Below are 20,344 nucleotides of genomic sequence, written 5' to 3'. Positions count from 1 at the left end.
CTATTCTGCCTTTTCGATTAGCGCGGACAGTTTCTTCAATCCGCGATGGATATTCACTTTTACGGCGCTCTCGCTTTGCCCGCTGCGGCTGGCCGCCTCGCGGATCGAGAGGCCTTCGATTTTGACCATTTCGATAACTTCGGCTTGCCTGTCGGGGATCTGGACAAACATCCGGTCGAGGCTGATCCGTGCCATGACGGCCTCTTCCTCGCTGTCTTCGGAAAACTCGCGTTCGCCCATCGCCTCTTCTTCGCGGCGATAAACCTTGCGCAGGTGATCGATCCAGCGATAGCGCGCGATCGCCGCCAGCCATGGCAGGAAGGGTCGCACGGGGTCATACGTGGCGCGCTTGTTATGTACTGCCAACATCACTTCCTGTACCAGATCATCGATTTGCGCCGGTGGACAGCGCCGCTGAAAATAGCGCTCCAGCCATAGCTGGATCTCCGAAAGAAGGACGGTGTACGCCTGCTTGTCGCCCTTCTGAGAGGAGGCCATCAGCCGGGCCATGGTGATTTCGTCGGCAATCATCTTTCGAGCATTTTGCCAGCAATCGCGTCGAGCGAAAAGAGCCCCCCACCCCGTGAGAGCAGGATGCCTGCCATCGCGACCCACAGGATATGCGTGACCCACCAGGCTTCAGGATAGACGAAGAACTGGATCACCAGTGTCATCAGCAAGAGCGAGAATGCCGAAAACCGCGTTGCCAACCCGAGCACGAGAAGGATCGGAAAGGCATGCTCGGCATAGGTAGCCATGGGCGCGGCGATCTCGTGCGGCAGCGGCACGCCTGCGTATTCGTGCTCGAAGAGGAAGTACGTCGTGTCGCTGATTTCAAGCAAGCTGCCTTCCTCGACCTTTGTCCGGCCCGAGCGCCAGAAGACGCCCGCCAAGGCAACACGGGTGAGAAGCAGAGCGGTCGATTCGACTATCGGACCTGACAGTCTGCTCACCAGATTGTCATAGAGATTTGTAAGCTTTTGCATGTCTCACCTCGTGCAGCCTGGGACTTGGATCAGCGCTTGATAGGGGTCAGCGAACCGTTGCCTTTGGGGGTCTTGATCGAAGTGCAGGTTCCTGCTTCGACCAGCTTCCAGGCATTGCCCTGATAGTCAGTGGTGGATGTACCGGCACAGCTTGTGCCCGGGCCCGCCGCACAATCATTCTTTCCAGCCTTGGCAACGCCGTAGCATTTTTCTTTCGCGCCTGCTGCTGCGGCAGGAGCGGTGGCAAGGCCTGTGGCGAGGCTGGCGGCGAGTGCAACGCCGGCAAGGCGAGCAATAGACGAATTGGTCATGGGTAATCTCCGTAAGGAATGAAACTGAACGTCTGGCGCTTCACGTGAGGGGGATCATGCGAGCGTCGTGATGGAGTTCGCCCTCACTTTACGGCTGGTTACAGGCCGCAAAATTTTTCTCGGACGTAACCTTCATCAGCTTCCTCGCGAATTGCCCAATGTCCCTCATCTCGGGGCAAGAGTTTCAAACTGGAGTTTCTTTACATGACCAAGAACAGTGCTTTCGCTGCGGCCGCAGCCGCTTTCGCCCTCTCTTCGGCTGCAGCTTTTGCCGCTGATGCCCCCGCTGGAAGCACCGGCAAGGCCATCAGCGGCGAGGATACGGTCCATTGCTACGGCGTTCATAGCTGCAAAGGCCAGGCCGACTGCGCCACCACCGAAAATGCCTGCAAGGGCCAGAATGAATGCAAAGGCCACGGCTTCAAGGCCATGAAAGCCGGCGAATGCCTCAGCGCGGGCGGAACGATTGGCGATATCGCCTAAGACCGTCTGGGTTGGCGGCCCGGCGGTTCCCCCCAAATGCCTTGAACCGCCGGGCCGTTACTTTTGAGAAGCGCTCACGCTTATGACTTCGATCGCACCCTTTGACGGATTTGGCCTCGGCCTGCGCCGGACACATTATGCCGACTTTCTCGAAGGCGATGTGCCGGTGGATTTCGTCGAGGTGATATCCGAGAACTTCATGGTCGACGGCGGCAAGCCATTGCCCGTGCTGGAGCAGGTGCGCGCAAAACTGCCGGTGATCCTCCATGGCGTTTCCATGTCGATCGGATCGGCTCATGGGCTGGACCGCGCATATCTCGAGCGCTTGCGAGGACTTGCCGATCTTATCAATCCCTTGTGGGTTTCCGACCATCTCTGCTGGACCCGCACCAGCGCGCATAACAGCCACGATCTCCTGCCGATGCCCTACACAGCCGAGGCGCTGGATGTCGTCTGCGCGAATATCGATCTGGCGCAGGAAACGCTGGGGCGCGCCATGCTGTTCGAAAACCCGTCCAGCTACATGACCTTCCCCGAAGACGAGATGTGCGAGTGGGAGTTTATCGCAGCAATGGCGCATCGGACCGGCTGCTACCTGCTGCTCGATGTCAACAATATCTATGTCAGTGCGTGCAATCACGGTTTCGAAGCTGCGAACTATATCGCTGGCTTGCCGCTTGACCGCGTTCGTCAAATTCACCTCGCGGGGCATTCACCCGGAGAGATCATTATCGATACGCATGATCGCGAGGTCTGCGATGCGGTGTGGGACCTGTATCGTGCAGTGCGCCCGAAGCTCGGCCCGGTCGCAACTATGATCGAGCGTGATGACAAGATCCCGCCGCTGCCTGAGCTTCTGGGCGAACTTGATCTGGCGCGCGAAGCTGCGCGTGAAAGCATTGCAGCATGACGGCACTCGCACAGCAGCAGGCCGAATTCATGTCGCAGATTCTCGACGATGAGAGAGCGCCGCCTGAAGGTTGGAACGATCGCCATGCCGCGGGCATGTCGGTTTACCGCAACAACTATCGCACTGCACTGGTCGAGGCCTTGCGCAGCACATTCGAGCAGACCGAACGCTGGGCAGGTGGAGACTCATTCAAGCGAGCGGCTGCGCATCACTTGATCGCGCATCCGCCATCGAGCTGGACGCTCGACGAAGCTGGCTCGGGTTTCGAAGAGACCTGCACGGAATTGTTCGCTCAAAATCCCGAAGTCAGCGAACTGGCCTGGCTCGAATGGGCCATGCACCGCGCCTTTGTGGCGGCGGATCATACAGCGCTGACACTTGAGGAATTTGCCGAACAATCATCCAGCTTTGGCGAGGACGATTGGGTCAACCTGCGCCTCACCATCGTCCCGGGTTTGCGATTCCGCACGATTACGCAGGACTGCGCCGGTCTTTGGCGCGCGCTCAAAAACGAAGAGTCACCTCCGGAGCAGCTGGCTTTGGCGGAGCCAGCCGGGCTTGCCGTGTGGCGCGAGGATCTGACGCCCGTGTTCCAGTCGATCGATCTTTCTGAACTCGGGTGCCTGGAACTGATCGTCAAAGACGGCAGCTATGGTGATTGCTGCACCCGTTTGGTCGAGCGGCTCGGCGAAGAAGAGGCGATCCCATTTGCCGGTACGATGCTAGGGCGCTGGCTCGCCAATGGCTGGATCGCAGCGCTGATCGCTTGACTCGCGATCGAACTCGGGTGACCAATCCTTCCGCAAGGGAGGACCTATGGCCGAAAGCGAAATTTTCGAATTGCGGAGCAGCAAGCCCAGCCTGCTGATGAAATTGGGCAAGTGGCTGATCACACGCGGCCCCAAGGTTTTCCCGCAAGCAGAGGAAGAAGTCGCGCCGTTTCTCGATGGACGCGATATCCCGCCGGATGCCGAACTATCCGACAAAATCGCGAAGCGCTTTGAGGTCGAGCAATGGGAATGCGAAGGCCAGCAATGCGTCACGCTTCACCCGCTTACCGGACGCGGCGAGCAGCATATCCTCTACTTCCATGGCGGCGGGTTCGTGCTGCCGATGCTCGATGCACATTGGCCGCTTGTCGCTGCGCTGGTCGATGCGACCGGCGCAAGCCTGACCGTGCCGCTGTACGACGTGGTGCCGGAAAGCTGCTACTCCGCTGCCGACCGCCTTGCGGATGGGGCCTTTGCACGCATCACCCGGGACTGGGCGCCGGAGAAGGTCACATTGTGCGGCGATAGCGCGGGCGGGCACATGGCGTTGGCGCTCGCCCTGCGGCAGGTGCGTGCCGGCAGCCCGAAAGCGGGCAAGCTGGCACTGTTCGCCCCGTGGCTCGATCTCACCTTGGCGGATCCGGCGATCCAGGCGGTGGAAGCCGATGACATCATGCTGAGGATCAGAGTTCTCCGCCCGATGGGCAAGGCCTGGGCGGGCGGGCGTGATCCGGCCAGCCCTGAGTGCAGCCCGCTTTACGCGTCGCGAGAGGAACTCGCACAGCTACCGCCCACGGCTGTATTTGTGGGCCGTCATGATCTCTTCGTGGTTGATTGCCGGACCTTCGCCGCCAAGATGATCAATGCAGACAATGCGCCCGAGCTCTACGAATACGCTGGTGCGCCGCATGTCTATATGGCGCTGCCATTCACGCGCGAGGCGAAGGATACTTTCCGCCTGGTCGATCAATTCATGAAGGCGTGAGCGGTACTACCAGGGAAATTTTTCTGCGACGTAGTCCTCTGACATCACCCATAACTTTTCGGCGGCGTCGGGATCGGCGGCGTAGGAGCGCACCCCTGCGACCGGGCTTTCGTCATCGACCGGCGCGACATGACAGTCCTCGCAATAAGCACCGCCGTTCGCGAGTACATCGTCTGAGGTCGCCGCCCAGCAGGTAGTGGCTGCGCCTTGCTCGACAGTCTTGAAAGTGGCGCTGGTGCCCCCTTCCTTGCCCGCTGCTTCCGCGGCTTTCGCCAGGCGCGCACGCAGCACCTTCACATCTTCTTCGCTCAGATGCCTTCCGAGATTGGTCATGATCCCGCCTGGATGGACCGAGAATGCCCGTATGCCGCGACTCTTGAAGCGCTTGTCAGCCGCGAGTGCGAACAGCGCGTTGGCAGTCTTCGACTGGCCGTAGCTTTCCCATTTCTCGTATTCGCGGTTTTCGTAATTGGGATCTTCGAGATGCACCGGCGAGCTGAAATGCGCGCGCGAGGATAGCGCTATAATGCGCGGTGCATTGCCTTTCTCGAGCAGCGGGACGAGCAGGTTCGAAAGCAGGAAATGTCCCAGGTGATTGGTGCCGAATTGGCGCTCGAACCCATCAGCTGTTTTGCCTTTGGGACACGCCATTACGCCTGCATTGTTGATCAGCAGGTCGAGCTTGCCGAAGCGCTCGCTTGCTTCTTTCGCAGCTGCGCGCACGCTGTCGAGCGACGCCAGATCGCAGGTGAGTGTGTCGAATGTTGCACCGGTTTCCTTGGCCAGTTCTTCTGCTGCCCCGGCCAACTTGGCCTCGTCGCGTCCCGAAAGTATCACATGCGCGCCCTTCGCGCCCATGGCGCGTGCAGTCTCGCGGCCCAGCCCGGAATATCCTCCCGTCACCAGCACGGTCTTTCCGGTTAGGTCATGCCTCTCGAGCACCTCGTCGGTAGTAGTTTCAAATCCGAAGTCGGCCATGGGGCTTCCTCTCAATCCAGTCGCAGTTCGTACAGGAACTCGTCATCGCGATGATTGCCGACGTAAAAGTCGATGTCTGCTATCTTTTTGAAGCCGTAGCGTTCGTAGAACCTTTGCGCGCCGAAGTTTTCACTCCACACAGATAGCTGGATCGCATCGCGTCCGCGTTCGCGCGACAGCGCCAGCGCCCATTCCATCAAAGCCGCGCCAATGCCGAGCCCCGTCTTACCCGGAGCGGTATAAAGTTGGCCGAGCGCAATCGGATTCTGCGCATCGGAATCGTCCTCGTACCAGCTCGGTACCCGCATCTTGCAGTAGCCGATTAGCCCACTGGCATCCTCGGCCAGTTGGTGGATGCACTCTGGCCCGGCGATCTCTTCGGCGACAGACTTCTCCGAGTAGACTTCTTCGAGGAACACGTTGAGGTCCTTGGGATCGTAGAGGTGCTCAAATTTGTCGCAAAAACTGTCGCGGCCGAGTTTGGCCAGCGGTTTGACGTCGTCCAAAGAAGCGGGGCGCAGGATCATGTCCCACGCCCCTAAAGTTTCTTGTGCGGACTGTTAAGCCGCTATCTGTCGCTCAGGAATTTGGTGGCAAGCGATCGCTGCCAGTCCCCGATCCGCCAACCTTGCTGTCAAACTCGTTGAGCTTCTTTGCCGCCCAATCGCGTCCACCGAGGCCGAAGGCGAGGGCTCCTGCTACCGCTACGCCCGCAATTATGATCGTCAGCGCGTTGGCCGGTATCATCCCACCGATGCCGGTGAACTGCAGGCCCATGAAGACGAACAGGATGATGGTCGCCCAGCGCACGATAGTACCGGCAGTACTTTGACCGGAGTCGCCCGATATAAGTCTTGCTAGCAGGTTCGCGATCAGGAAGCCGAAGGCGATCACTACAGCGCCGAAGATCACGCGCCCGCCAAGCTCAAGCAGCTGGTCAAGGATGCGGGTCAGTTCGGGAAAGCCGAGTAGGCGCGTAGCAGCGATAGCGAAGAACAGGATGATTGCGACCTGCGCAATGCGCGCAATCACGCCAGATGCGGTAGTTCCTTCGGGCACCAGGCCGCTCTCGCCAAGGGCACGGTCAACTCCTAGCCCTGGCAGAACTTCCTTTACGATCTGGACCACGAACTTGCTGATCAGATAGCCAATACCGAGCAACACTGCGGCCGCGATGATATTCGGAATCGCAGCAAAGATCATCCGCAGCATGTCACTCGCCGGTTCGCTGATCGACTGGATCCCGAGCTGTTCGAGTGCGGCAATCGCCACCGGGATGGCGATCAGGATATAAACAATCGTACCGATCGTCTTGCTGATCGCGGAGTTGCCGGTGACGTGGTCTACGCCGCCGCGATTGGCCCATTTGTCGAAATCGACCGTCTGCAAAGCTGTGACAACAATGTCGCGGGCGATCCGCGCCACCATCATGCCGATGAAGAAGATCAATCCGGCCCACAGCAGATTGGGCAGGAAGCCGACGACATTCTCCAGAAGGCTGTCGACTGGTCCAGCAACGCCGCCGAGTCCCAGTACGTTGAGAATGATGAGCAAGCCGAACAGCCAGATAAGTAACGAGACGATCTTGCCAAGCGATACGCCTAGCGAGTCTCCGCTACCCGTGTCGCGCTTGAAGAAATCGACATTGTCGACCAGCTTGGCGAAAGTCCATTTTGCAGCTTTCGCCAAAGCCCAGGTTATCAGCAGGACAACAAGCGCCAAGCCGATTTTTTCGGCAAGCTCCAGCGCTAGTTCCTGATCGAAGCGGTAGTTTCCTATTTGCATGGTTCTCTCCCCCAGAAATAGATGCTTGCGAAACTACCATGGCCGGAGTCGTTACGGAAATCAGGCATTTGCCGCCCGGTGGATAAGTTGGCCGCGATAGAAGCGCACGCAAACCGTCTTTGCGAAGCGCGTTTGTCGCTGTAACGCTTAGCGCATGATCAAAATCACGAAATTTTTGGCAGCCCTGATCGGCCTGCTCTCTTCGCAGGCACTGGTCGCTCACAAGACAGATGACAGCACAGGCTGGTCGATCGCTATCCATGGCGGTGCTGGTACTATCGAGCGTGATCGCATGACGCCGGGGCAACAGGCGGAATACGAAACAGCGTTGGCCGCGGCGCTTGAGGCAGGCGCAAAGGTCCTGCGCGAAGGCGGCAGCGCGATTGATGCGGTGAAGGCGGCGATTATGCCCATGGAGGACGATCCGAACTTCAACGCAGGGCGCGGGGCCGTCTTCACCTGGGAAGAGCATATCGAGCACGACGTTTCGATTATGGATGGGCGCGATCGTAGTGCCGGCGCGGCCAGCGGTTTGCGGCTGGTCAAAAATCCGATTCTGTTAGCAGACGCAATTCGGGTCGATGGGCGCCATGTATTCCTGAGCGGAGAGGGCGCGCAGCAGTTCGCCAGCGAACGCGATTTCGAACTGGTGGCGCCGGAATGGTTTGAGACCGAGCGGCGCCGCGAGAGTCTCGAGCGTCTAAAGACCGAGAAAGTGAGTGCGCTCGATGTCGACCACAAGTTCGGGACAGTGGGCGCTGTGGCGCGTGACAGCGAAGGCAATCTGGCAGCGGGCACTTCAACCGGCGGGATGACTGGCAAGCGCTGGGGCCGGATCGGCGATACACCGGTAATTGGTGCAGGGACCTATGCCGATAATCGGTCCTGCGCGGTTTCCGCGACAGGCTGGGGCGAGTATTTTATTCGCGTCGGTGTCGCACAGGAAATTTGTACACGGGTGCGCTTATCCGGAAACCCGGACTATCAATCGGCCGCTGACGAGGTGATGGCGGAAGTCGCCGAGCTCGGCGGAGACGGCGGAGTGATCGTGATGCCGTCTTCAGGCGAACCGATTTTCAGCTTCAACACATCGGGCATGTACCGCGCACGCGTCACCGCAGACAGTGCAGTAGAGGTCGGCATATTCGGTGACTAGCCGCGTTTGCGCGCCTGCCGGTAGGTGCCCAGCACGCGTAGTTCCTTGCAATGGAATGCCAGTTCTTCGAGCGCGCGGTCCACCGAAGGTGAGCCTGGCGCACCGATGATATCGGCGTAGAACATGGTGGCGGAGAAGCTCGCGCCCTGCTGGTAGCTTTCCAGCTTGGTCATGTTCACGCCATTGGTCGCAAAACCGCCCATCGCCTTGTAAAGCGCGGCGGGAATGTTTTTCACTTCGAATACGAAGGTGGTCATCGCTTCCTCGCCGGCCAAAGTTGCCGGATCGAGCGGCTCGCGTGCCAGCACCACAAAGCGCGTCATATTGTCATGCGCATCCTCCACGCCTTCTTCGACAATCTGGAGGCCATACAGGTCGGCCGATAATGCGGGCGCGATCGAGGCGATTTTCGGATCACCTCGCTCAGCGACATAGGCGGCTGAGCCAGCCGTATCGGCGTGGCTAAGCGGGACGATGCCGCGCTCGCGCAGGAACTTGCGCGACTGGCCCAAGGCCTGCGGATGGCTGTATGCCGCGTCGAAGGGTCCGAGTGAACCATCGGGATTGGGCAGCGCCATTAAGGCATGCCGTATCGGCATGAAATGCTCGGCGACAATCGAGAGACCGCTTTCCGGCAAGAGGAAATGGATATCTGCCACGCGACCGTGTTGCGAGTTCTCGATAGGAATGATGGCGCTGGCGGCAGACCCATTCTTCACCGCATCCAGCGCATCCTCGAAACTGAAACACGGCAGCGGCAAGGCCTCGGGCGCGAACTCACCGGCTGCGCGGTGAGAATTCGATCCGGGCGCACCCTGGAAGGCAATTGCCTGCTCGGGTGACGCCTGCGCGGCTTCGCGCATCGACTCGACGAGCTTCAGGGCGGGTGTCGGGAAACTGTGCATAGCGGCTCGCGCCTAAGGGCAAGCGAGAGGTTGGGCAAGAGTGTAGCGTAGGGTGCGCGCAAGCCACCCCTGCGCGGTGCACTAACCCTTGCGAAGTGGCCTCGGCCCCACTAGAGCGGCGCGCGAAACAGAACTTGGCCAATATTTCCGGATTCTTCGCATGCAAGATAACACCAACACCACCTTTGGATGGGTCCTCTTTTCAGGGATCGTGGCGCTTGGCCTCTCGATCGGCAGCGGCATGTACTACCACGCCGACGCGCCCGAGCTGAACGACGCGGGCTTTCCGGTAGAGGATGCCGAAGCGGGTGCCGCAGCCGATTCAGGCCCGTCTCTCGCAACCTTGCTCGTCACCGGCGATGCGGCTGCGGGTGAGCGCGTATTTGCGAAATGCGTAGCTTGCCACACGATCGATGCAGGCGGTGCCAACGGTATTGGGCCAAATGTCTATGGCATTATGGGTAAGCCGATCGGTCAGACTGTTGCCGGCTTTGCCTATAGCTCGGCGCTTTCCGGCCATGGCGGCAACTGGGGGTTCGAAGAAATGGACGCTTGGCTGAAGAGTCCGCGCGGTTTCGCCAATGGCACCAAAATGAGCTTTGCCGGCCTTTCCAGCGGCGAGGATCGGGCGAACGTCATGCTCTACATGTTGCAGAACGGCGGCGGCCCGGCGCTTCCCGAGCCCGAGCCGGAGCCGGAGCCCGACGCAACAGAGGGTGACGCTATCGATGATGCAGTGGAAGGCGGCGAAGTAAGTCCCGTCGATGCTGCTGGCGGCGCTTCTGATCTTACGGCAATTCCCGCAAGCGGTCCTGCCACCTGATAGGAATGCGAGCCGTTCTAGGCTCGTCCTTTGAAACTCTGAGCCACCACATACCACTCGGATGAGCCCTTGCGGCTCGCCGGTGGTTTGGCATGTTTGACCTTCGAGAAATGCTTCTTGAGTAGCGCCAGCAGGTCGTTGTCCGCGCCTCCTGCCAGCACCTTGGCCACGAAAGTCCCGCCCTTGTCGAGAGTGTCGATGGCAAAGTAGGCCCCGGCTTCGACCAGGCCCATGGTGCGAAGGTGATCAGTCTGCTTGTGACCGACAGTATTGGCGGCCATGTCGGAAAGTACCAGGTCAGGCGGCCCATCGAGCGCCTCGGTCAAACGTTCAGGCGCATCGTCAGCCATGAAATCCATTTGCAGGATTGTTACACCTTCGATCGGTTCGGTTGGCAAAAGGTCGATACCGACAACTGCGCTCTTTGGAGAGATCTTGCGCACCACCTGGCTCCAGCCTCCCGGCGCTATTCCGAGGTCGACCACCCGCTTCGCACCCTTGAGGAGTGCAAACTTCTCATCGAGTTCGAGCAATTTGTAAGCCGCACGGCTACGATAGCCATCCGCCTTGGCCTGTTTCACATAGGGATCGTTGAGCTGCCGCTCGAGCCAGCGGGTAGAGGATGCAGTACGGCCCCTGGCGGTGCGGACCCGTTTGTCAGGATTTCGGCCAGAACGACTCATGGCAGCTTTCAGCGATCCTGCTTTAATTCGCGGAGTGCGCGCTGGGCCTGCTCGCCCTCGTGATCGGCTGCAATCAGGCTGCGCAAGATACCTTCGCGAATCCCGCGATCGGCCACCGCGAGTTCGGGTGCTGGCCAGATGTCGAGTATCGCTTCCAGGATTGCGCACCCAGCGACGACGAGCTCAGCGCGGTCGGGACCGATGCAAGGAAGCGTGCCGCGCTCAGACATAGGCATGGCGGCCAGTTCACTGCTGATTTCGCGCATAGATGCAGACGGGACAATCAACCCGTCGACTGCCTTGCGGTCATATTGCGGTAAGCCGAGATGCACGCTTGCCAGCGTAGTGACCGTGCCGCTCGTGCCGAGCAAACGGATGTGCGATGCGGCATCGCGATTGCCAGCGATCCGCTCGATAAACGGGGCAAAACTTTCGAGCAACACGCGCTGCATTTCGCGATAGCGAGCGCGGCGGTCCTCTTGGGTTGGTCCCATGCGCGGAACGGTATCCGAAAGCGAAACAACACCGTAGGGCACGCTTTGCCAATCAAGGATGCGCGGCACCGGACCGCCCGGTTCGATCAGCACCAGCTCGGTTGAGCCCCCGCCGATGTCGAAAATGACTGCGGGGCCTTCACCGCTTTCGAGGAGGATGTGGCAACCAAGCACCGCCAGGCGTGCTTCTTCCTGCGCGGAGATGATGTCGAGTGCGATACCCGTCTCGTTTTTCACCCTCTCGATGAACTCCGCACCGTTGGTAGCGCGCCGGCAAGCTTCGGTCGCGACCGAACGGGCCAGCCGCACGTTGCGCCGGCGGAGTTTCTCGGCGCACACCGTCAATGCAGCAAGCGCGCGGTCCATCGACTGGTCGGACAGTCTGCCCGATTGCGCCAGGCCTTCGCCAAGTCGGACGACGCGGCTAAATGCGTCGATGACAGTAAAGTTTTCTCCCGATGGGCGGGCGATCAGCAAGCGACAATTATTGGTCCCCAGATCGAGCGCTGCATAGGCCTGCCTTTTCGAAGACGGATGCCGGTTCGGGAAAGATGAGGAGTTTTCGCGCGATGCGCCACTGCCCTTCTCGGGCCTTGCCTGCTTGGGTCGGGAGGGGCGCTTAAACCGAAAATCGGCTATCTTGCCGGACTTGCCGCCCTTTTTGCGTCCCGACTTCTGGTGGACGTCCGGCGGAGAAAATTCCGCCATTTCAAATGCTTTCTTCTCTTTTCGCGCCAAATTGGCAACGAAGACCTGCGCCCAAGCTAGCGATCAGTGAGACAAGCGGCAAGAGTGGTTGCGTGCGATACAATTCCGACTTGCTTCCAAGCGCCTTCGAGGCCTTGACCTTGCAGGTGTGCGAAACTAGATGGCCACGCTCGCACACGCGACCATCATGCCCCGTCGTCTAATGGTAAGACTACGGACTCTGACTCCGTCAATTGAGGTTCGAATCCTCACGGGGCATCCAGCTACTTTCGTGCTCATACGCTAAGGTCAAGGATGGTGAGGCTACTTGCCTCGTTATGAATTGCCTTGCCTTTTCACCCCTTCTGGGCACTGTCTTGAATTGGGACAGGGCGAAGCGGCGCATTGATCATGGCAATTTGCTAGTGTTTGTTGTTGTTTATGGAGCGTTAGAACGGGGAAACTTGATGAAACTGAAGGTAACTCTTCAACTATTGGCCTTATCATTTCTGATGCCGGTTTCGGCGGCACACGCTTATATCGACGCCGCAAGCGTGAGTATGGCGTTGCAAGTGATAATTGGTTCGGTTGCAGCAGCATTTATCGCGATAAGAGTCTACATCCACCGATTCATATCGTTGTTCCGACCCGAGCGTACAGACGAAGCTGAAGACTGATCTACAGGATTGACTCATGTTCAATCCAGGCTCGTTTCGTGACCCTGCTGGGCGGATCATCGAAAACGATGGCCGTGTATACCGGTTGATTTTTGAGGCAGGCGCGCAGTCTTTCGCAAAAGCCACTGACGCAGGGATTTTCGCACGATACGCCGCAAGCGGCATGATGCTGCCCGCTCAAGAGGTCGCATTGGACGCTTTGCCGTTCGATACCTTTGGAGCGAAGCAGGCGATCGAGCACCCGAGGATTCCCTTCTTCTCCTATCCCTATGAGTGGTGCTTCTCTCAGTTGAAGGCAGCCGCGCTCCTCCACCTCGACCTACAGCTCAATTTGTTATCTGAAGATTTCACCCTGTCGGATGCAACTGCTTATAACATCCAGTTCATTGGCACACGGCCGGTGTTCATTGATCACCTCTCTGTCATACCCTACAGGCCAGGAATGTTGTGGTCCGGACAGCGCCAGTTCGCCATGCAATTCCTTAATCCGCTCTTGATGTGGAGCAAGCTGAGCGTAGCCCCGAACGCGTGGTTCAGAGGCGGACTGGAAGGTATTCCGCCAGAAGATATGAACCGAATACTGCGCCTGAGAGACAAGCTTTCTTTCACTGTTGCCGCGCATGTTGTCGCACAGGCGAAAGTGCACGCGTCTGCAATCCAGCGTGGGGCTCGCAATGCGAAAGGCGTCTCCGCATCGCTCAGCAAGTCCCGCTTTGCTGCCATTCTCCAAGCTTTGCGCGTGTTTGTCGCCAAGCTTGAGCTGGAAGGCGACAAGAGCGTCTGGTCAAATTATGCTGACGACAATTCTTACGAGGTGGCGGAACGGACCGAGAAGCAATCCTTCGTTGCTGAGTTCGCGAAATCAACGCAGCCAGCGCTCCTATTCGACCTCGGCTGCAATACCGGTGACTACTCGTTAGAGGCTCTGAACGCGGGAGCGGGATCGGTGATCGGATTTGATTTCGATTACGGCGCGATCGAGAAGGCATTCGCTCGTTTCAAGGGGTCAGACCACTCGTTTACGCCTCTCTGGCTTGATGCCGCCAATCCAAGTCCATCGCTAGGTTGGGCAGAAAGGGAGCGGCAGGGTTTCGCGGATCGTGCTCATCCTGACGCGCTCATTGCATTGGCGCTGGTTCACCATATCGCGATAACGCGCAATGTGCCGCTTGATATGGTGCTCGATTGGCTAGTCTCTATTGCACCCGCAGGAATAATTGAGTTTCCCAACAAGGATGACGAGATGGTCCAGACTCTGTTATCTCAGCGTGGAGATATTTTCCCAGGTTATTCGCTCGAAGCCTTCCTTGGGCTGATGGCTGAACGGGCACGAATTGTCCGTACCCAGACCCTCTCTGGAGGGACGAGAACTTTGTTGTGGTATGATCAGGCGTGAGGCTCAAAGGGGCCATTAATAGGCTATCCAGAATTCCTCTCGCGTGGATTGCGCCATCGATCGTGATCACGGCTGTCCTGTGGTCGGACCTGAAGTTTCACATCGGTTATGTGGAAGCCGGCGAAGCTATGCTGGTCCTGGCAGTTTTTTCTTTTGCTTTGTGGGCTCTTTTCCGACTGCTCCTGAATGGGTGGATTCGGGCATCTTTGGCAACAGGAATGTGGTCGTTCTTTCTCCTGAACGGCAGTGAAATCATCGACTTCATGCCCGAATCATCGCTTGTGAAGAGCCTGATCTACGTGCTCGTCCTTTTCATTCTCGTCGACCTGACGCGACGGATTCCCGGACAGATCGAGTCGCTATTTGCCGTTAATTTCTGGACGAATGTTCTCCTGATACTACCGGTCCTCTTTCTATGTCTTCGGACCGCACAAGGGCAGATCTGGCTTGAGGAAACCCGTAATGGCGCTCAATTTCCTAGTACGCCATTGGCTGCACTCGAAATGCAAAGCGGTCCAGATGTGTGGCACCTGGTTTTCGATCGCTATGGCGACCGCGAAACCTTGCTTCAAGCTTATGATGTAGACAATTCAGACTTCTACGATGCGCTTCGTGCGCGGGGTTTTGAGGTGCCGGAATATGCCTTCGCCAACTACCAGCGTACCGCGCACTCGCTCGCATCAACCCTCAACGCTGATTATCTCGACCACTTCTCCGGTAAATTGCGCTACGCGCATGATCCGGTGCCGCTATATAATGCGCTCGGGCGGAATCGTGCACTGAGCACATTCAAACAGAACGGTTACTTAAGCTACTGGTCCGGCTCCTGGTGGAATCCAACCAGGGTAAGCGATGATGCTGATCGCAACATCAACTTCAGGGCTCTGCCACAACTCGTTTCCGTCGTGTTTAGGCGGTCATTCCCAGGCTTAATTGCCGAGCAGCTCGGTTTGCCGTTCGGCGATGTCCGGAAAGACCAATGCCTTCGCGTGCACTACAAGTTCGACGCCCTTGTGGAGCTCGCAAGAAATGAGGATCGCAAATATATCTTTGCCCATTTCTTGGTCCCACACCCGCCCTACGTAATCAATGCGGATGGCACTTGTCGCTCGCTGGCAGTCGCACGGGGAGCTACGCGAAGTGAGAATTACTCCCAACAACTGAGCTATACCAATGACCGTATCCTGCAACTTGTCGACCAAATTATTGCCGGACCGCGTCCCTCGGTAATATTAATCCATGCCGATGAGGGGCCTTGGCCCGAGCCGCATATTGGCAACGAGGACAGCATTGGTACCGATCCAGTCAAGATCAACTGGCACACGCTGAGCGTAGAGAAGAAGAAGCAGAAACTGGGAATCTTGATGGCTACTAGACTGGTCGATGGTTCACCCCATGAAGCCTTGTCGACGCCAGTCAATCTCTACCCATTCATTCTGAATCGCGAATTCGGCCAATCGCTGGGCATGCGAGAAGATCGAGTTTACATGTTTCAAGATCCCAGCAATCTCTATACATTCAAGGAAGTTACTACCGAAACCCTATCGGACAGGTCAAACCACCCGAATCAATGAGCAACCGACCCTAAAAATCATTATACGGCGATTCGACCATTCCCGGCTGGATGAAGAACAGCAGGAAGAGTGCGATGATCAGCAGGATCGCAATGTTGATCCATTCCTTGTTTCGCTCGCTCATTGTGCCAGCTCCCCGAAATTCGCCACATAGCTCAGACCGATCACGCAAACCCACGTAAACGCCGCGCCAAGGTAAAGCCGTGCGCCCACAAGCTCTTTCTTGGGCCAGTTCGCCAGCAGGATCCCGTGGCCGAGACCCCAGATGAAGTAGCCGATCGAGAGATTGTGCCACAGGCCCATGAAGACGAAGGCCGCGATGGTGGCGGCCTTGGGAGACCAGCCCTTGAGGTTCAGCGGCAGGAAGATGTACTGCATCACGAACTGCGCCATCGAACGATGCCAGCGCTGCCAGAAATCGCGGATGTCCTTTGCGCGCCAGGGCATGTCGAAGTTTACCGGCAAGACATAGCCGAAATAGCGCGAAGTGTGCTCGGCGATCAGCGATTGACCCCAGAAGGCTGTAAAAAGCTGGAGGAACAGGAGCGGTGCAGCGGCGATTGCCGGCAGCCCATAGCCGTCTTCCGATGTCATGGTCGCCGCAATCGAACCCATCGCTGGATTGCCCAGTATCGCGAGTACCAGACCTTGCAGCACCAGCCGGTGATCGGTGATCGTCGCTTCGTAACGCTCGCTCGCGGCCTTCTGTTTCTTCAGATCAAGTCCGGAGAAAACCGGGCCGATAAGGATTGCCGGGAGGTAGAATCCGCTGACCAGTACCCATCCCGTGTCGGACAAGGCCGGGGCCTTGCGCGCGCTCAGTAGCTGCTTGCTGGTCATGAAAATGCGGATCGTCGAGAACGAGATGGCCAGTGTCTCGACATTGAATCCAAAGACGAGCGGATGGATGTCGACTGCAAGCAGGTTGAGCAGCAGCACATAGGCGCCGTATTTCTTGAGGCCGTCATCGCGTGCGCGGTTGCGCAGCCACAGGAACAACAGAATGCCTTCGGCGCAGGTGAACAGGATCCATCCTGCCGCGAGCGGTGCGTATAGTGCCAGGAATATCAATCCGCCCAGGCTGAGGATGACTTCGCTGGCCTTGAAGCGCAGCGCAAAGCACAACACCCAGGCAGCAAGGATAAAGGCAAGATGGGCGAGGGGATCAGTCATGGCAGCCGCCCCTCAAGTTGCGACGCGAGCTCGGTCGAAAGCACCAGGGCGCCCTTGGCGTTGACGTGGTTTGCATCGACGAAGTGTGCGGCTTCATTTGCTTCGACCGCCGAATGGAAAGGCGTGTCGAGATCGATCACGTCGAGGTCAGGATAAAGCGAGCGGATCGAAGCGAGATCGCCCTGCGAGATGGTCTCACCGAAGATCGGGAACAAAACCAGCGCAACCTCGCTGCCGTTTGATCGGATCAGCTGGATAAGGCGGCGCATCTGGCCGACTTCGAGCGCGCGGTCTACTCCGGCAGGGTCGAGCGGCAGGTAGCCGGCGACTTCCGCTGCCCAATCCTCGGGCGAACCATGATCGCGCGGATCTTCGACCGTGGGCTCGCCCGGCAAATCGCCGTGCAGCCAGTTCCCGCTTTGGCGCAAGGGCAGGTCGTCGACACAGATAGTGTTCGGATCCATGCCGAGCGAGGAGAAATAGGGATAGCGCAGCGCGGCGTAGATATTGTTGGTGAACTTGTCGATCGCGACAGCGGTGATCGGGCGATAGCCGCGGCGAAGGCGCTCTCCAGAAGTTTCGGCTTCCGCTTCTTTCTGGACGGCATGGAGATCGCCAAGATCGCCAAGCAGCACGTTGCGCACATTATGCAGCGGTGCGCCGATCAGGGCCTGCCGCTCCGGCTCGCGATTGTAGAGCACTTGCAGAACGACCAGCTTCGGAGCGCCCCGTTGGCGCAAATACTCGCGGTAGAATACATCGAAGGAGGGAATATCGGGGTTGGCGAGCGAAAGGCGTTGGACGCTCACGTCGCCGCCCGTCTTCGCGCGCAGCAACGTCTGTACATAGGCGGCGTCGATCCCGCGTCCCGCGCGGCTGGTGCCGAAGACGAGGATATCGCTGGCAGGCTCGTCCAGCTGGGTGAATTCGAACGAGCAGAAACTCGCCGGATCGACCGGATAGGTTCGCACTTTCGAGCCAGCGAACGCGAGCCCGATCATTGCGGCAATGAAGATCAGCGGGGCTAGTCGGGCGAAGGCCACTCGATTTCCCCGAGTTTGCGGCGATCGACCTTGCCATTGGCATTCACCGGAAGTTCGTCCAGCCGCCAGATCCGCGCGGGAATCATGTAGCTGGGCAGGTGCTTCTCGAGCCCCTTAGTATCGGCCAGTTCGCCGGGAGCGGTATAGGCCACACGAATTTCCGCGTCCTCGAGTTCCCCGTGAACTATGGCGGCGGCGGAATCGCAATCCAGGTGGTTGCGGAAGGCAGATTCGATTTCCGAAAGCTCGATCCGCATGCCCCTGATCTTGACCTGGTTATCCTTGCGCCCTTCGTACTTTAGCTCGCCATTCCTGTAGGTTACGATGTCTCCGGACCTGTAGTAACGGCCCTCGACGAACGGGTCATGGCGAGGCGGCTGGTATCCGGCGAACACTTGCGGCCCTGCCAGCAACAACTCCCCGGTTGCTCCTTCGCTGACTGGCTGAACTGTACCGGTTTCATCGAGGATCGCGATTTCGTTATCTCCAAACGCATCGCCCAACGTCGCGGCTCCGTCGGTGCGATCAGAAGGGTCGATCAGCTTGGCGGTGAAGGCAATGGTCGCTTCTGTCGGGCCATACAGGTTCCACAGCGGCGCGCCGTCTTGCATCAGATCACGGAACCCGCGAACGTAGTCCATCGGTAAGGCCTCTCCGCAGAACAGAGCGAGCTTGAGGCAATGTGCAGGCTCCGCCCTGGCCAACCCGCGCGCGGCGCTCATCGCTAGCATCGGGACCGAAAACCACACGTCGATCTGCTGCTTGGCGATATAGGTATGCGGCATCAGAAGGTTGATCTCATTCGCCGGAACCAGTGTGCCGCCATTGGCGAAGGTCACGAAAATATCGTGGATTGAAAGGTCGAAGCTGAGGTCGAACAGCTGGCTGTAACGACCTTCGTCCGGAAGGCCGAGCGTTTCGCCGATTGCGCGCACATAGTGGGTCAGCGCGCTGACGGGAATCGGCACGCCTTTGGGCTCGCCGGTGCTGCCTGAAGTGAACATGCGGTAGGCAATCGCATCCTCAGACACCTCGACCATCGCACTTGCCGACTGGATGCCGTAAAGATCGATCGCATGCGCTGCTGCGCCCAGTTCATCGGCGACGCCAGTGGTCGTCGTGTCGTGCAAGACCAGGCTAACATCCGACAGTTCGATGATCTTGCGCAGCCGCTCTTCGGGAAACTTGGGATTAAGCGGCGTGAAAGGGATTCCGCCAAGATAGCAGGCCAGCACAGCCACATAGGCTTCGGGGCGCCGATTGCTGAGAATGCCGACAGATCCATGCGCGGCAACCGCCTCGGAGATTGCCGAAGCCAGCCCATACAGTTCGCGGTAGGTAAGCTGGCCGGCCTTGCCGCCATCTACGGCGAGGCGGTCAGGAAATTCTTGCGATACAGAAATCAGCTGCTGGCGCAGCCAATCGCTCATCCCGCAATCTCTTGGAGGAGTTCATGTGTGGCCTGGACGCTGGTGAGGTGGATCGCGTCATCGTCTTCAAGCTCGATGCCGAATTCTTCCGCGATGGCATTGTAGACGACTACGAAGGCGAGCGAATCCCATTCCTTGGGCGTGCCCATCGAAGATGTCTCATCGACTTTTGTCGAGAGCGGCTTTCCGCTGTTGGCCGTTACCAGCGCGCCTTCGATCACTGCGCACACATTCTCCATCGATATCTTGCTAAGTTCCATTGCCCTTGAACCCCGTATATTCCGCTATCGCTGCGTTGAGCGCCTCCCGCTCCTCGAGGGTCCAGCCATCGGCCTTGCCGACTTGCGCTCCCCCCGGTTTGCGGTTGCGAAATGCACTAAGGGCATCATGGTTAACAAAATGCTTAGATGGCAGGCCAAAGGTGCCGAAAATCTGTTGCCAGAAGCGGGATTCATCCTCCTTGAGTAGGCTGAAGTCGATCAGAGTGACCCTTTCCGGGAAGCGAGCCTCTGCCTCGAACAGCAACCGATTGGTCTCCCTCCACAGCCAGATATTGCGGCGAATGGCGCTCCATTGCTTCCATTCAGCCCATTCTGGCGATTTGCGGCCGGGCCTGATCCGGCCGAAGGAAATGAACTTCTCGCGGTCGGTCAGTTCTTTGTCCGGATGCGGCCAGCCGACAGGCATCGGATCCTCGCCCTCCAATTGCGTTGCCGACCGCACGAATCCTTCGGGTTCGCGGACTATTCCCACCATTTCGAGCGACGGATGCGCTTCAAGCAGTGCTTCGGCAATGGTGGGATTGTAGTAGGCGACGTCAACCAGCGTATCGGCCTGGGCGAGCTTCAGAGCGGCCCCAATGGCCTCGGCGTTGCGTTTCTGTGCCACCACGTCGGCTGCCTTGGCGCGAATCTGGAAGGCAAGATTGTTCTCTAGATTGATCAGCGGGAGGATCGGTTCGCCTTCGTGATCGGAACCAACATAGCCCTCATGGCAGGCAACCACTCCATCGACCTGGTTTAATCCCGCGGCGATATAGGTTGTTGCGGTGCGGCCAGTGCTGGCGATGATGTGGAACATGATGCGCTGGATATC

The 20,344-nt window shown here is 58.4% G+C and carries 23 protein-coding genes and 1 tRNA gene; 10 read left to right on the top strand and 14 right to left on the bottom strand.

The window, feature by feature from the left end; all coding sequences use genetic code 11:
* From ACEWMW_RS02335 to ACEWMW_RS02325, 3 genes are read right to left on the bottom strand one after another with little or no spacing between them, the layout of a single operon-like run.
* Complete coding sequence (locus ACEWMW_RS02335; protein WP_409412282.1) at nt 1-531, bottom strand: sigma-70 family RNA polymerase sigma factor; 531 nt, start codon at nt 529-531, stop codon at nt 1-3.
* Complete coding sequence (locus ACEWMW_RS02330) at nt 528-986, bottom strand: DoxX family protein (protein ID WP_409412281.1); 459 nt, start codon at nt 984-986, stop codon at nt 528-530. Before ACEWMW_RS02330 ends, ACEWMW_RS02335 begins: the two co-directional genes overlap by 4 nt.
* Nucleotides 987-1,015: 29 nt before the next feature.
* The gene (locus tag ACEWMW_RS02325; RefSeq protein ID WP_409412280.1) at nt 1,016-1,297 is read right to left on the bottom strand and encodes a BufA1 family periplasmic bufferin-type metallophore; all 282 of its coding nucleotides are present in this window, start codon (nt 1,295-1,297) and stop codon (nt 1,016-1,018) included.
* Nucleotides 1,298-1,501: 204 nt separating this feature from the next.
* On the opposite strand from ACEWMW_RS02325, the gene bufA2 reads away from it, so the two are divergent.
* The 4 genes from bufA2 (at nt 1,502) to ACEWMW_RS02305 (ending at nt 4,445) form a co-directional block, all read left to right on the top strand.
* Entirely contained in the window at nt 1,502-1,780 is a 279-nt protein-coding gene (gene bufA2, locus ACEWMW_RS02320) for a BufA2 family periplasmic bufferin-type metallophore (RefSeq protein WP_409412279.1), read from the top strand.
* Nucleotides 1,781-1,862: 82 nt separating this feature from the next.
* Nucleotides 1,863-2,690, top strand: coding sequence for an MNIO family bufferin maturase (gene bufB, locus ACEWMW_RS02315; protein ID WP_409412278.1), 828 nt, complete (start codon nt 1,863-1,865; stop codon nt 2,688-2,690).
* On the top strand, nt 2,687-3,460 hold the full coding sequence (locus ACEWMW_RS02310) for an HvfC/BufC family peptide modification chaperone (RefSeq protein ID WP_409412277.1): 774 nt from the start codon (nt 2,687-2,689) through the stop codon (nt 3,458-3,460). Before bufB ends, ACEWMW_RS02310 begins: the two co-directional genes overlap by 4 nt.
* A gap of 46 nt (nt 3,461-3,506) precedes the next feature.
* Nucleotides 3,507-4,445: an alpha/beta hydrolase fold domain-containing protein gene (locus tag ACEWMW_RS02305; protein ID WP_409412276.1), complete on the top strand. Its 939-nt coding sequence runs from the start codon at nt 3,507-3,509 to the stop codon at nt 4,443-4,445.
* 6 nt (nt 4,446-4,451) lie between these two features.
* Here ACEWMW_RS02305 and ACEWMW_RS02300 read toward each other — a convergent pair whose 3' ends face one another.
* From ACEWMW_RS02300 to ACEWMW_RS02290, 3 genes are read right to left on the bottom strand one after another with little or no spacing between them, the layout of a single operon-like run.
* Nucleotides 4,452-5,423: an SDR family NAD(P)-dependent oxidoreductase gene (locus ACEWMW_RS02300; RefSeq protein WP_409412275.1), complete on the bottom strand. Its 972-nt coding sequence runs from the start codon at nt 5,421-5,423 to the stop codon at nt 4,452-4,454.
* An 11-nt stretch (nt 5,424-5,434) separates the two neighbouring features.
* Nucleotides 5,435-5,950: a GNAT family N-acetyltransferase gene (locus ACEWMW_RS02295; protein ID WP_409412274.1), complete on the bottom strand. Its 516-nt coding sequence runs from the start codon at nt 5,948-5,950 to the stop codon at nt 5,435-5,437.
* Between the two features lie 52 nt (nt 5,951-6,002).
* A complete protein-coding gene (locus ACEWMW_RS02290; RefSeq protein WP_409412273.1) occupies nt 6,003-7,208 on the bottom strand; it encodes a mechanosensitive ion channel in 1,206 nt (401 codons plus the stop codon).
* A 154-nt stretch (nt 7,209-7,362) separates the two neighbouring features.
* Here ACEWMW_RS02290 and ACEWMW_RS02285 point away from each other — a divergent pair, with 154 nt between their 5' ends.
* Nucleotides 7,363-8,364 carry an isoaspartyl peptidase/L-asparaginase family protein gene (locus tag ACEWMW_RS02285; RefSeq protein WP_409412272.1) on the top strand — a complete coding sequence of 334 codons (1,002 nt, stop codon included), beginning with the start codon at nt 7,363-7,365 and terminating at the stop codon, nt 8,362-8,364.
* Here the strand turns inward: ACEWMW_RS02285 and ACEWMW_RS02280 are convergent.
* Entirely contained in the window at nt 8,361-9,269 is a 909-nt protein-coding gene (locus tag ACEWMW_RS02280) for a prephenate dehydratase (RefSeq protein WP_409412271.1), read from the bottom strand. The two genes, ACEWMW_RS02285 and ACEWMW_RS02280, sit on opposite strands and share 4 nt — an antisense overlap.
* A gap of 160 nt (nt 9,270-9,429) precedes the next feature.
* Between ACEWMW_RS02280 and ACEWMW_RS02275 the strand changes: the two genes are divergently transcribed.
* On the top strand, nt 9,430-10,092 hold the full coding sequence (locus tag ACEWMW_RS02275; protein WP_409412270.1) for a c-type cytochrome: 663 nt from the start codon (nt 9,430-9,432) through the stop codon (nt 10,090-10,092).
* Between the two features lie 17 nt (nt 10,093-10,109).
* Here ACEWMW_RS02275 and ACEWMW_RS02270 read toward each other — a convergent pair whose 3' ends face one another.
* Nucleotides 10,110-10,775 carry an RlmE family RNA methyltransferase gene (locus ACEWMW_RS02270; RefSeq protein ID WP_409412269.1) on the bottom strand — a complete coding sequence of 222 codons (666 nt, stop codon included), beginning with the start codon at nt 10,773-10,775 and terminating at the stop codon, nt 10,110-10,112.
* A gap of 8 nt (nt 10,776-10,783) precedes the next feature.
* The gene (locus tag ACEWMW_RS02265; RefSeq protein WP_409412268.1) at nt 10,784-11,977 is read right to left on the bottom strand and encodes a Ppx/GppA phosphatase family protein; all 1,194 of its coding nucleotides are present in this window, start codon (nt 11,975-11,977) and stop codon (nt 10,784-10,786) included.
* Nucleotides 11,978-12,165: 188 nt separating this feature from the next.
* Between ACEWMW_RS02265 and ACEWMW_RS02260 the strand changes: the two genes are divergently transcribed.
* From ACEWMW_RS02260 to ACEWMW_RS02245, 4 genes are all read left to right on the top strand, one after another.
* Nucleotides 12,166-12,239, top strand: a tRNA-Gln gene (locus tag ACEWMW_RS02260).
* 229 nt (nt 12,240-12,468) lie between these two features.
* Nucleotides 12,469-12,633 (top strand): hypothetical protein, encoded by a 165-nt coding sequence (locus tag ACEWMW_RS02255; RefSeq protein ID WP_409412267.1) that lies wholly within the window; start codon nt 12,469-12,471, stop codon nt 12,631-12,633.
* Between the two features lie 16 nt (nt 12,634-12,649).
* Nucleotides 12,650-14,029: a class I SAM-dependent methyltransferase gene (locus ACEWMW_RS02250; protein WP_409412266.1), complete on the top strand. Its 1,380-nt coding sequence runs from the start codon at nt 12,650-12,652 to the stop codon at nt 14,027-14,029.
* 62 nt (nt 14,030-14,091) lie between these two features.
* Complete coding sequence (locus ACEWMW_RS02245; protein WP_409412265.1) at nt 14,092-15,603, top strand: sulfatase-like hydrolase/transferase; 1,512 nt, start codon at nt 14,092-14,094, stop codon at nt 15,601-15,603.
* 120 nt (nt 15,604-15,723) lie between these two features.
* On the opposite strand, the gene ACEWMW_RS02240 is transcribed toward ACEWMW_RS02245, so the two are convergent.
* The 5 genes from ACEWMW_RS02240 to ACEWMW_RS02220 are packed head-to-tail and all read right to left on the bottom strand — an operon-like array spanning nt 15,724 to nt 20,329.
* Nucleotides 15,724-16,776 (bottom strand): MBOAT family O-acyltransferase, encoded by a 1,053-nt coding sequence (locus ACEWMW_RS02240; RefSeq protein WP_409412264.1) that lies wholly within the window; start codon nt 16,774-16,776, stop codon nt 15,724-15,726.
* Nucleotides 16,773-17,819, bottom strand: coding sequence for a hypothetical protein (locus tag ACEWMW_RS02235; protein ID WP_409412263.1), 1,047 nt, complete (start codon nt 17,817-17,819; stop codon nt 16,773-16,775). The genes ACEWMW_RS02240 and ACEWMW_RS02235 overlap by 4 nt, the downstream gene beginning before the upstream one ends.
* Nucleotides 17,801-19,249 carry an amino acid adenylation domain-containing protein gene (locus ACEWMW_RS02230; RefSeq protein ID WP_409412262.1) on the bottom strand — a complete coding sequence of 483 codons (1,449 nt, stop codon included), beginning with the start codon at nt 19,247-19,249 and terminating at the stop codon, nt 17,801-17,803. The genes ACEWMW_RS02235 and ACEWMW_RS02230 overlap by 19 nt, the downstream gene beginning before the upstream one ends.
* Nucleotides 19,246-19,509 carry a hypothetical protein gene (locus ACEWMW_RS02225; RefSeq protein WP_409412261.1) on the bottom strand — a complete coding sequence of 88 codons (264 nt, stop codon included), beginning with the start codon at nt 19,507-19,509 and terminating at the stop codon, nt 19,246-19,248. Before ACEWMW_RS02225 ends, ACEWMW_RS02230 begins: the two co-directional genes overlap by 4 nt.
* Nucleotides 19,499-20,329, bottom strand: coding sequence for a hypothetical protein (locus ACEWMW_RS02220; protein WP_409412260.1), 831 nt, complete (start codon nt 20,327-20,329; stop codon nt 19,499-19,501). The genes ACEWMW_RS02225 and ACEWMW_RS02220 overlap by 11 nt, the downstream gene beginning before the upstream one ends.
* Between the last annotated feature and the right edge of the window lie 15 nt (nt 20,330-20,344).

This window comes from Litorerythrobacter xanthomarinus, assembly GCF_046254955.1.
GTDB lineage: Bacteria > Pseudomonadota > Alphaproteobacteria > Sphingomonadales > Sphingomonadaceae > Qipengyuania_C.
Note: the sequence above shows the minus strand (reverse complement) of the source record. Positions and strands in the feature narration are given on the sequence as shown.

Bases quoted from the DNA above. Each gene is read 5' to 3' on its own strand.
- ACEWMW_RS02335 (WP_409412282.1), bottom strand. From the start codon at position 531: ATGATTGCCGACGAAATCACCATGGCCCGGCTGATGGCCTCCTCTCAG.
- ACEWMW_RS02330 (WP_409412281.1), bottom strand. From the start codon at position 986: ATGCAAAAGCTTACAAATCTCTATGACAATCTGGTGAGCAGACTGTCA.
- ACEWMW_RS02325 (WP_409412280.1), bottom strand. From the start codon at position 1,297: ATGACCAATTCGTCTATTGCTCGCCTTGCCGGCGTTGCACTCGCCGCC.
- bufA2 (WP_409412279.1), top strand. From the start codon at position 1,502: ATGACCAAGAACAGTGCTTTCGCTGCGGCCGCAGCCGCTTTCGCCCTC.
- bufB (WP_409412278.1), top strand. From the start codon at position 1,863: ATGACTTCGATCGCACCCTTTGACGGATTTGGCCTCGGCCTGCGCCGG.
- ACEWMW_RS02310 (WP_409412277.1), top strand. From the start codon at position 2,687: ATGACGGCACTCGCACAGCAGCAGGCCGAATTCATGTCGCAGATTCTC.
- ACEWMW_RS02305 (WP_409412276.1), top strand. From the start codon at position 3,507: ATGGCCGAAAGCGAAATTTTCGAATTGCGGAGCAGCAAGCCCAGCCTG.
- ACEWMW_RS02300 (WP_409412275.1), bottom strand. From the start codon at position 5,423: ATGGCCGACTTCGGATTTGAAACTACTACCGACGAGGTGCTCGAGAGG.
- ACEWMW_RS02295 (WP_409412274.1), bottom strand. From the start codon at position 5,950: ATGATCCTGCGCCCCGCTTCTTTGGACGACGTCAAACCGCTGGCCAAA.
- ACEWMW_RS02290 (WP_409412273.1), bottom strand. From the start codon at position 7,208: ATGCAAATAGGAAACTACCGCTTCGATCAGGAACTAGCGCTGGAGCTT.
- ACEWMW_RS02285 (WP_409412272.1), top strand. From the start codon at position 7,363: ATGATCAAAATCACGAAATTTTTGGCAGCCCTGATCGGCCTGCTCTCT.
- ACEWMW_RS02280 (WP_409412271.1), bottom strand. From the start codon at position 9,269: ATGCACAGTTTCCCGACACCCGCCCTGAAGCTCGTCGAGTCGATGCGC.
- ACEWMW_RS02275 (WP_409412270.1), top strand. From the start codon at position 9,430: ATGCAAGATAACACCAACACCACCTTTGGATGGGTCCTCTTTTCAGGG.
- ACEWMW_RS02270 (WP_409412269.1), bottom strand. From the start codon at position 10,775: ATGAGTCGTTCTGGCCGAAATCCTGACAAACGGGTCCGCACCGCCAGG.
- ACEWMW_RS02265 (WP_409412268.1), bottom strand. From the start codon at position 11,977: ATGGCGGAATTTTCTCCGCCGGACGTCCACCAGAAGTCGGGACGCAAA.
- ACEWMW_RS02255 (WP_409412267.1), top strand. From the start codon at position 12,469: ATGCCGGTTTCGGCGGCACACGCTTATATCGACGCCGCAAGCGTGAGT.
- ACEWMW_RS02250 (WP_409412266.1), top strand. From the start codon at position 12,650: ATGTTCAATCCAGGCTCGTTTCGTGACCCTGCTGGGCGGATCATCGAA.
- ACEWMW_RS02240 (WP_409412264.1), bottom strand. From the start codon at position 16,776: ATGACTGATCCCCTCGCCCATCTTGCCTTTATCCTTGCTGCCTGGGTG.
- ACEWMW_RS02230 (WP_409412262.1), bottom strand. From the start codon at position 19,249: ATGAGCGATTGGCTGCGCCAGCAGCTGATTTCTGTATCGCAAGAATTT.
- ACEWMW_RS02225 (WP_409412261.1), bottom strand. From the start codon at position 19,509: ATGGAACTTAGCAAGATATCGATGGAGAATGTGTGCGCAGTGATCGAA.
- ACEWMW_RS02220 (WP_409412260.1), bottom strand. From the start codon at position 20,329: ATGTTCCACATCATCGCCAGCACTGGCCGCACCGCAACAACCTATATC.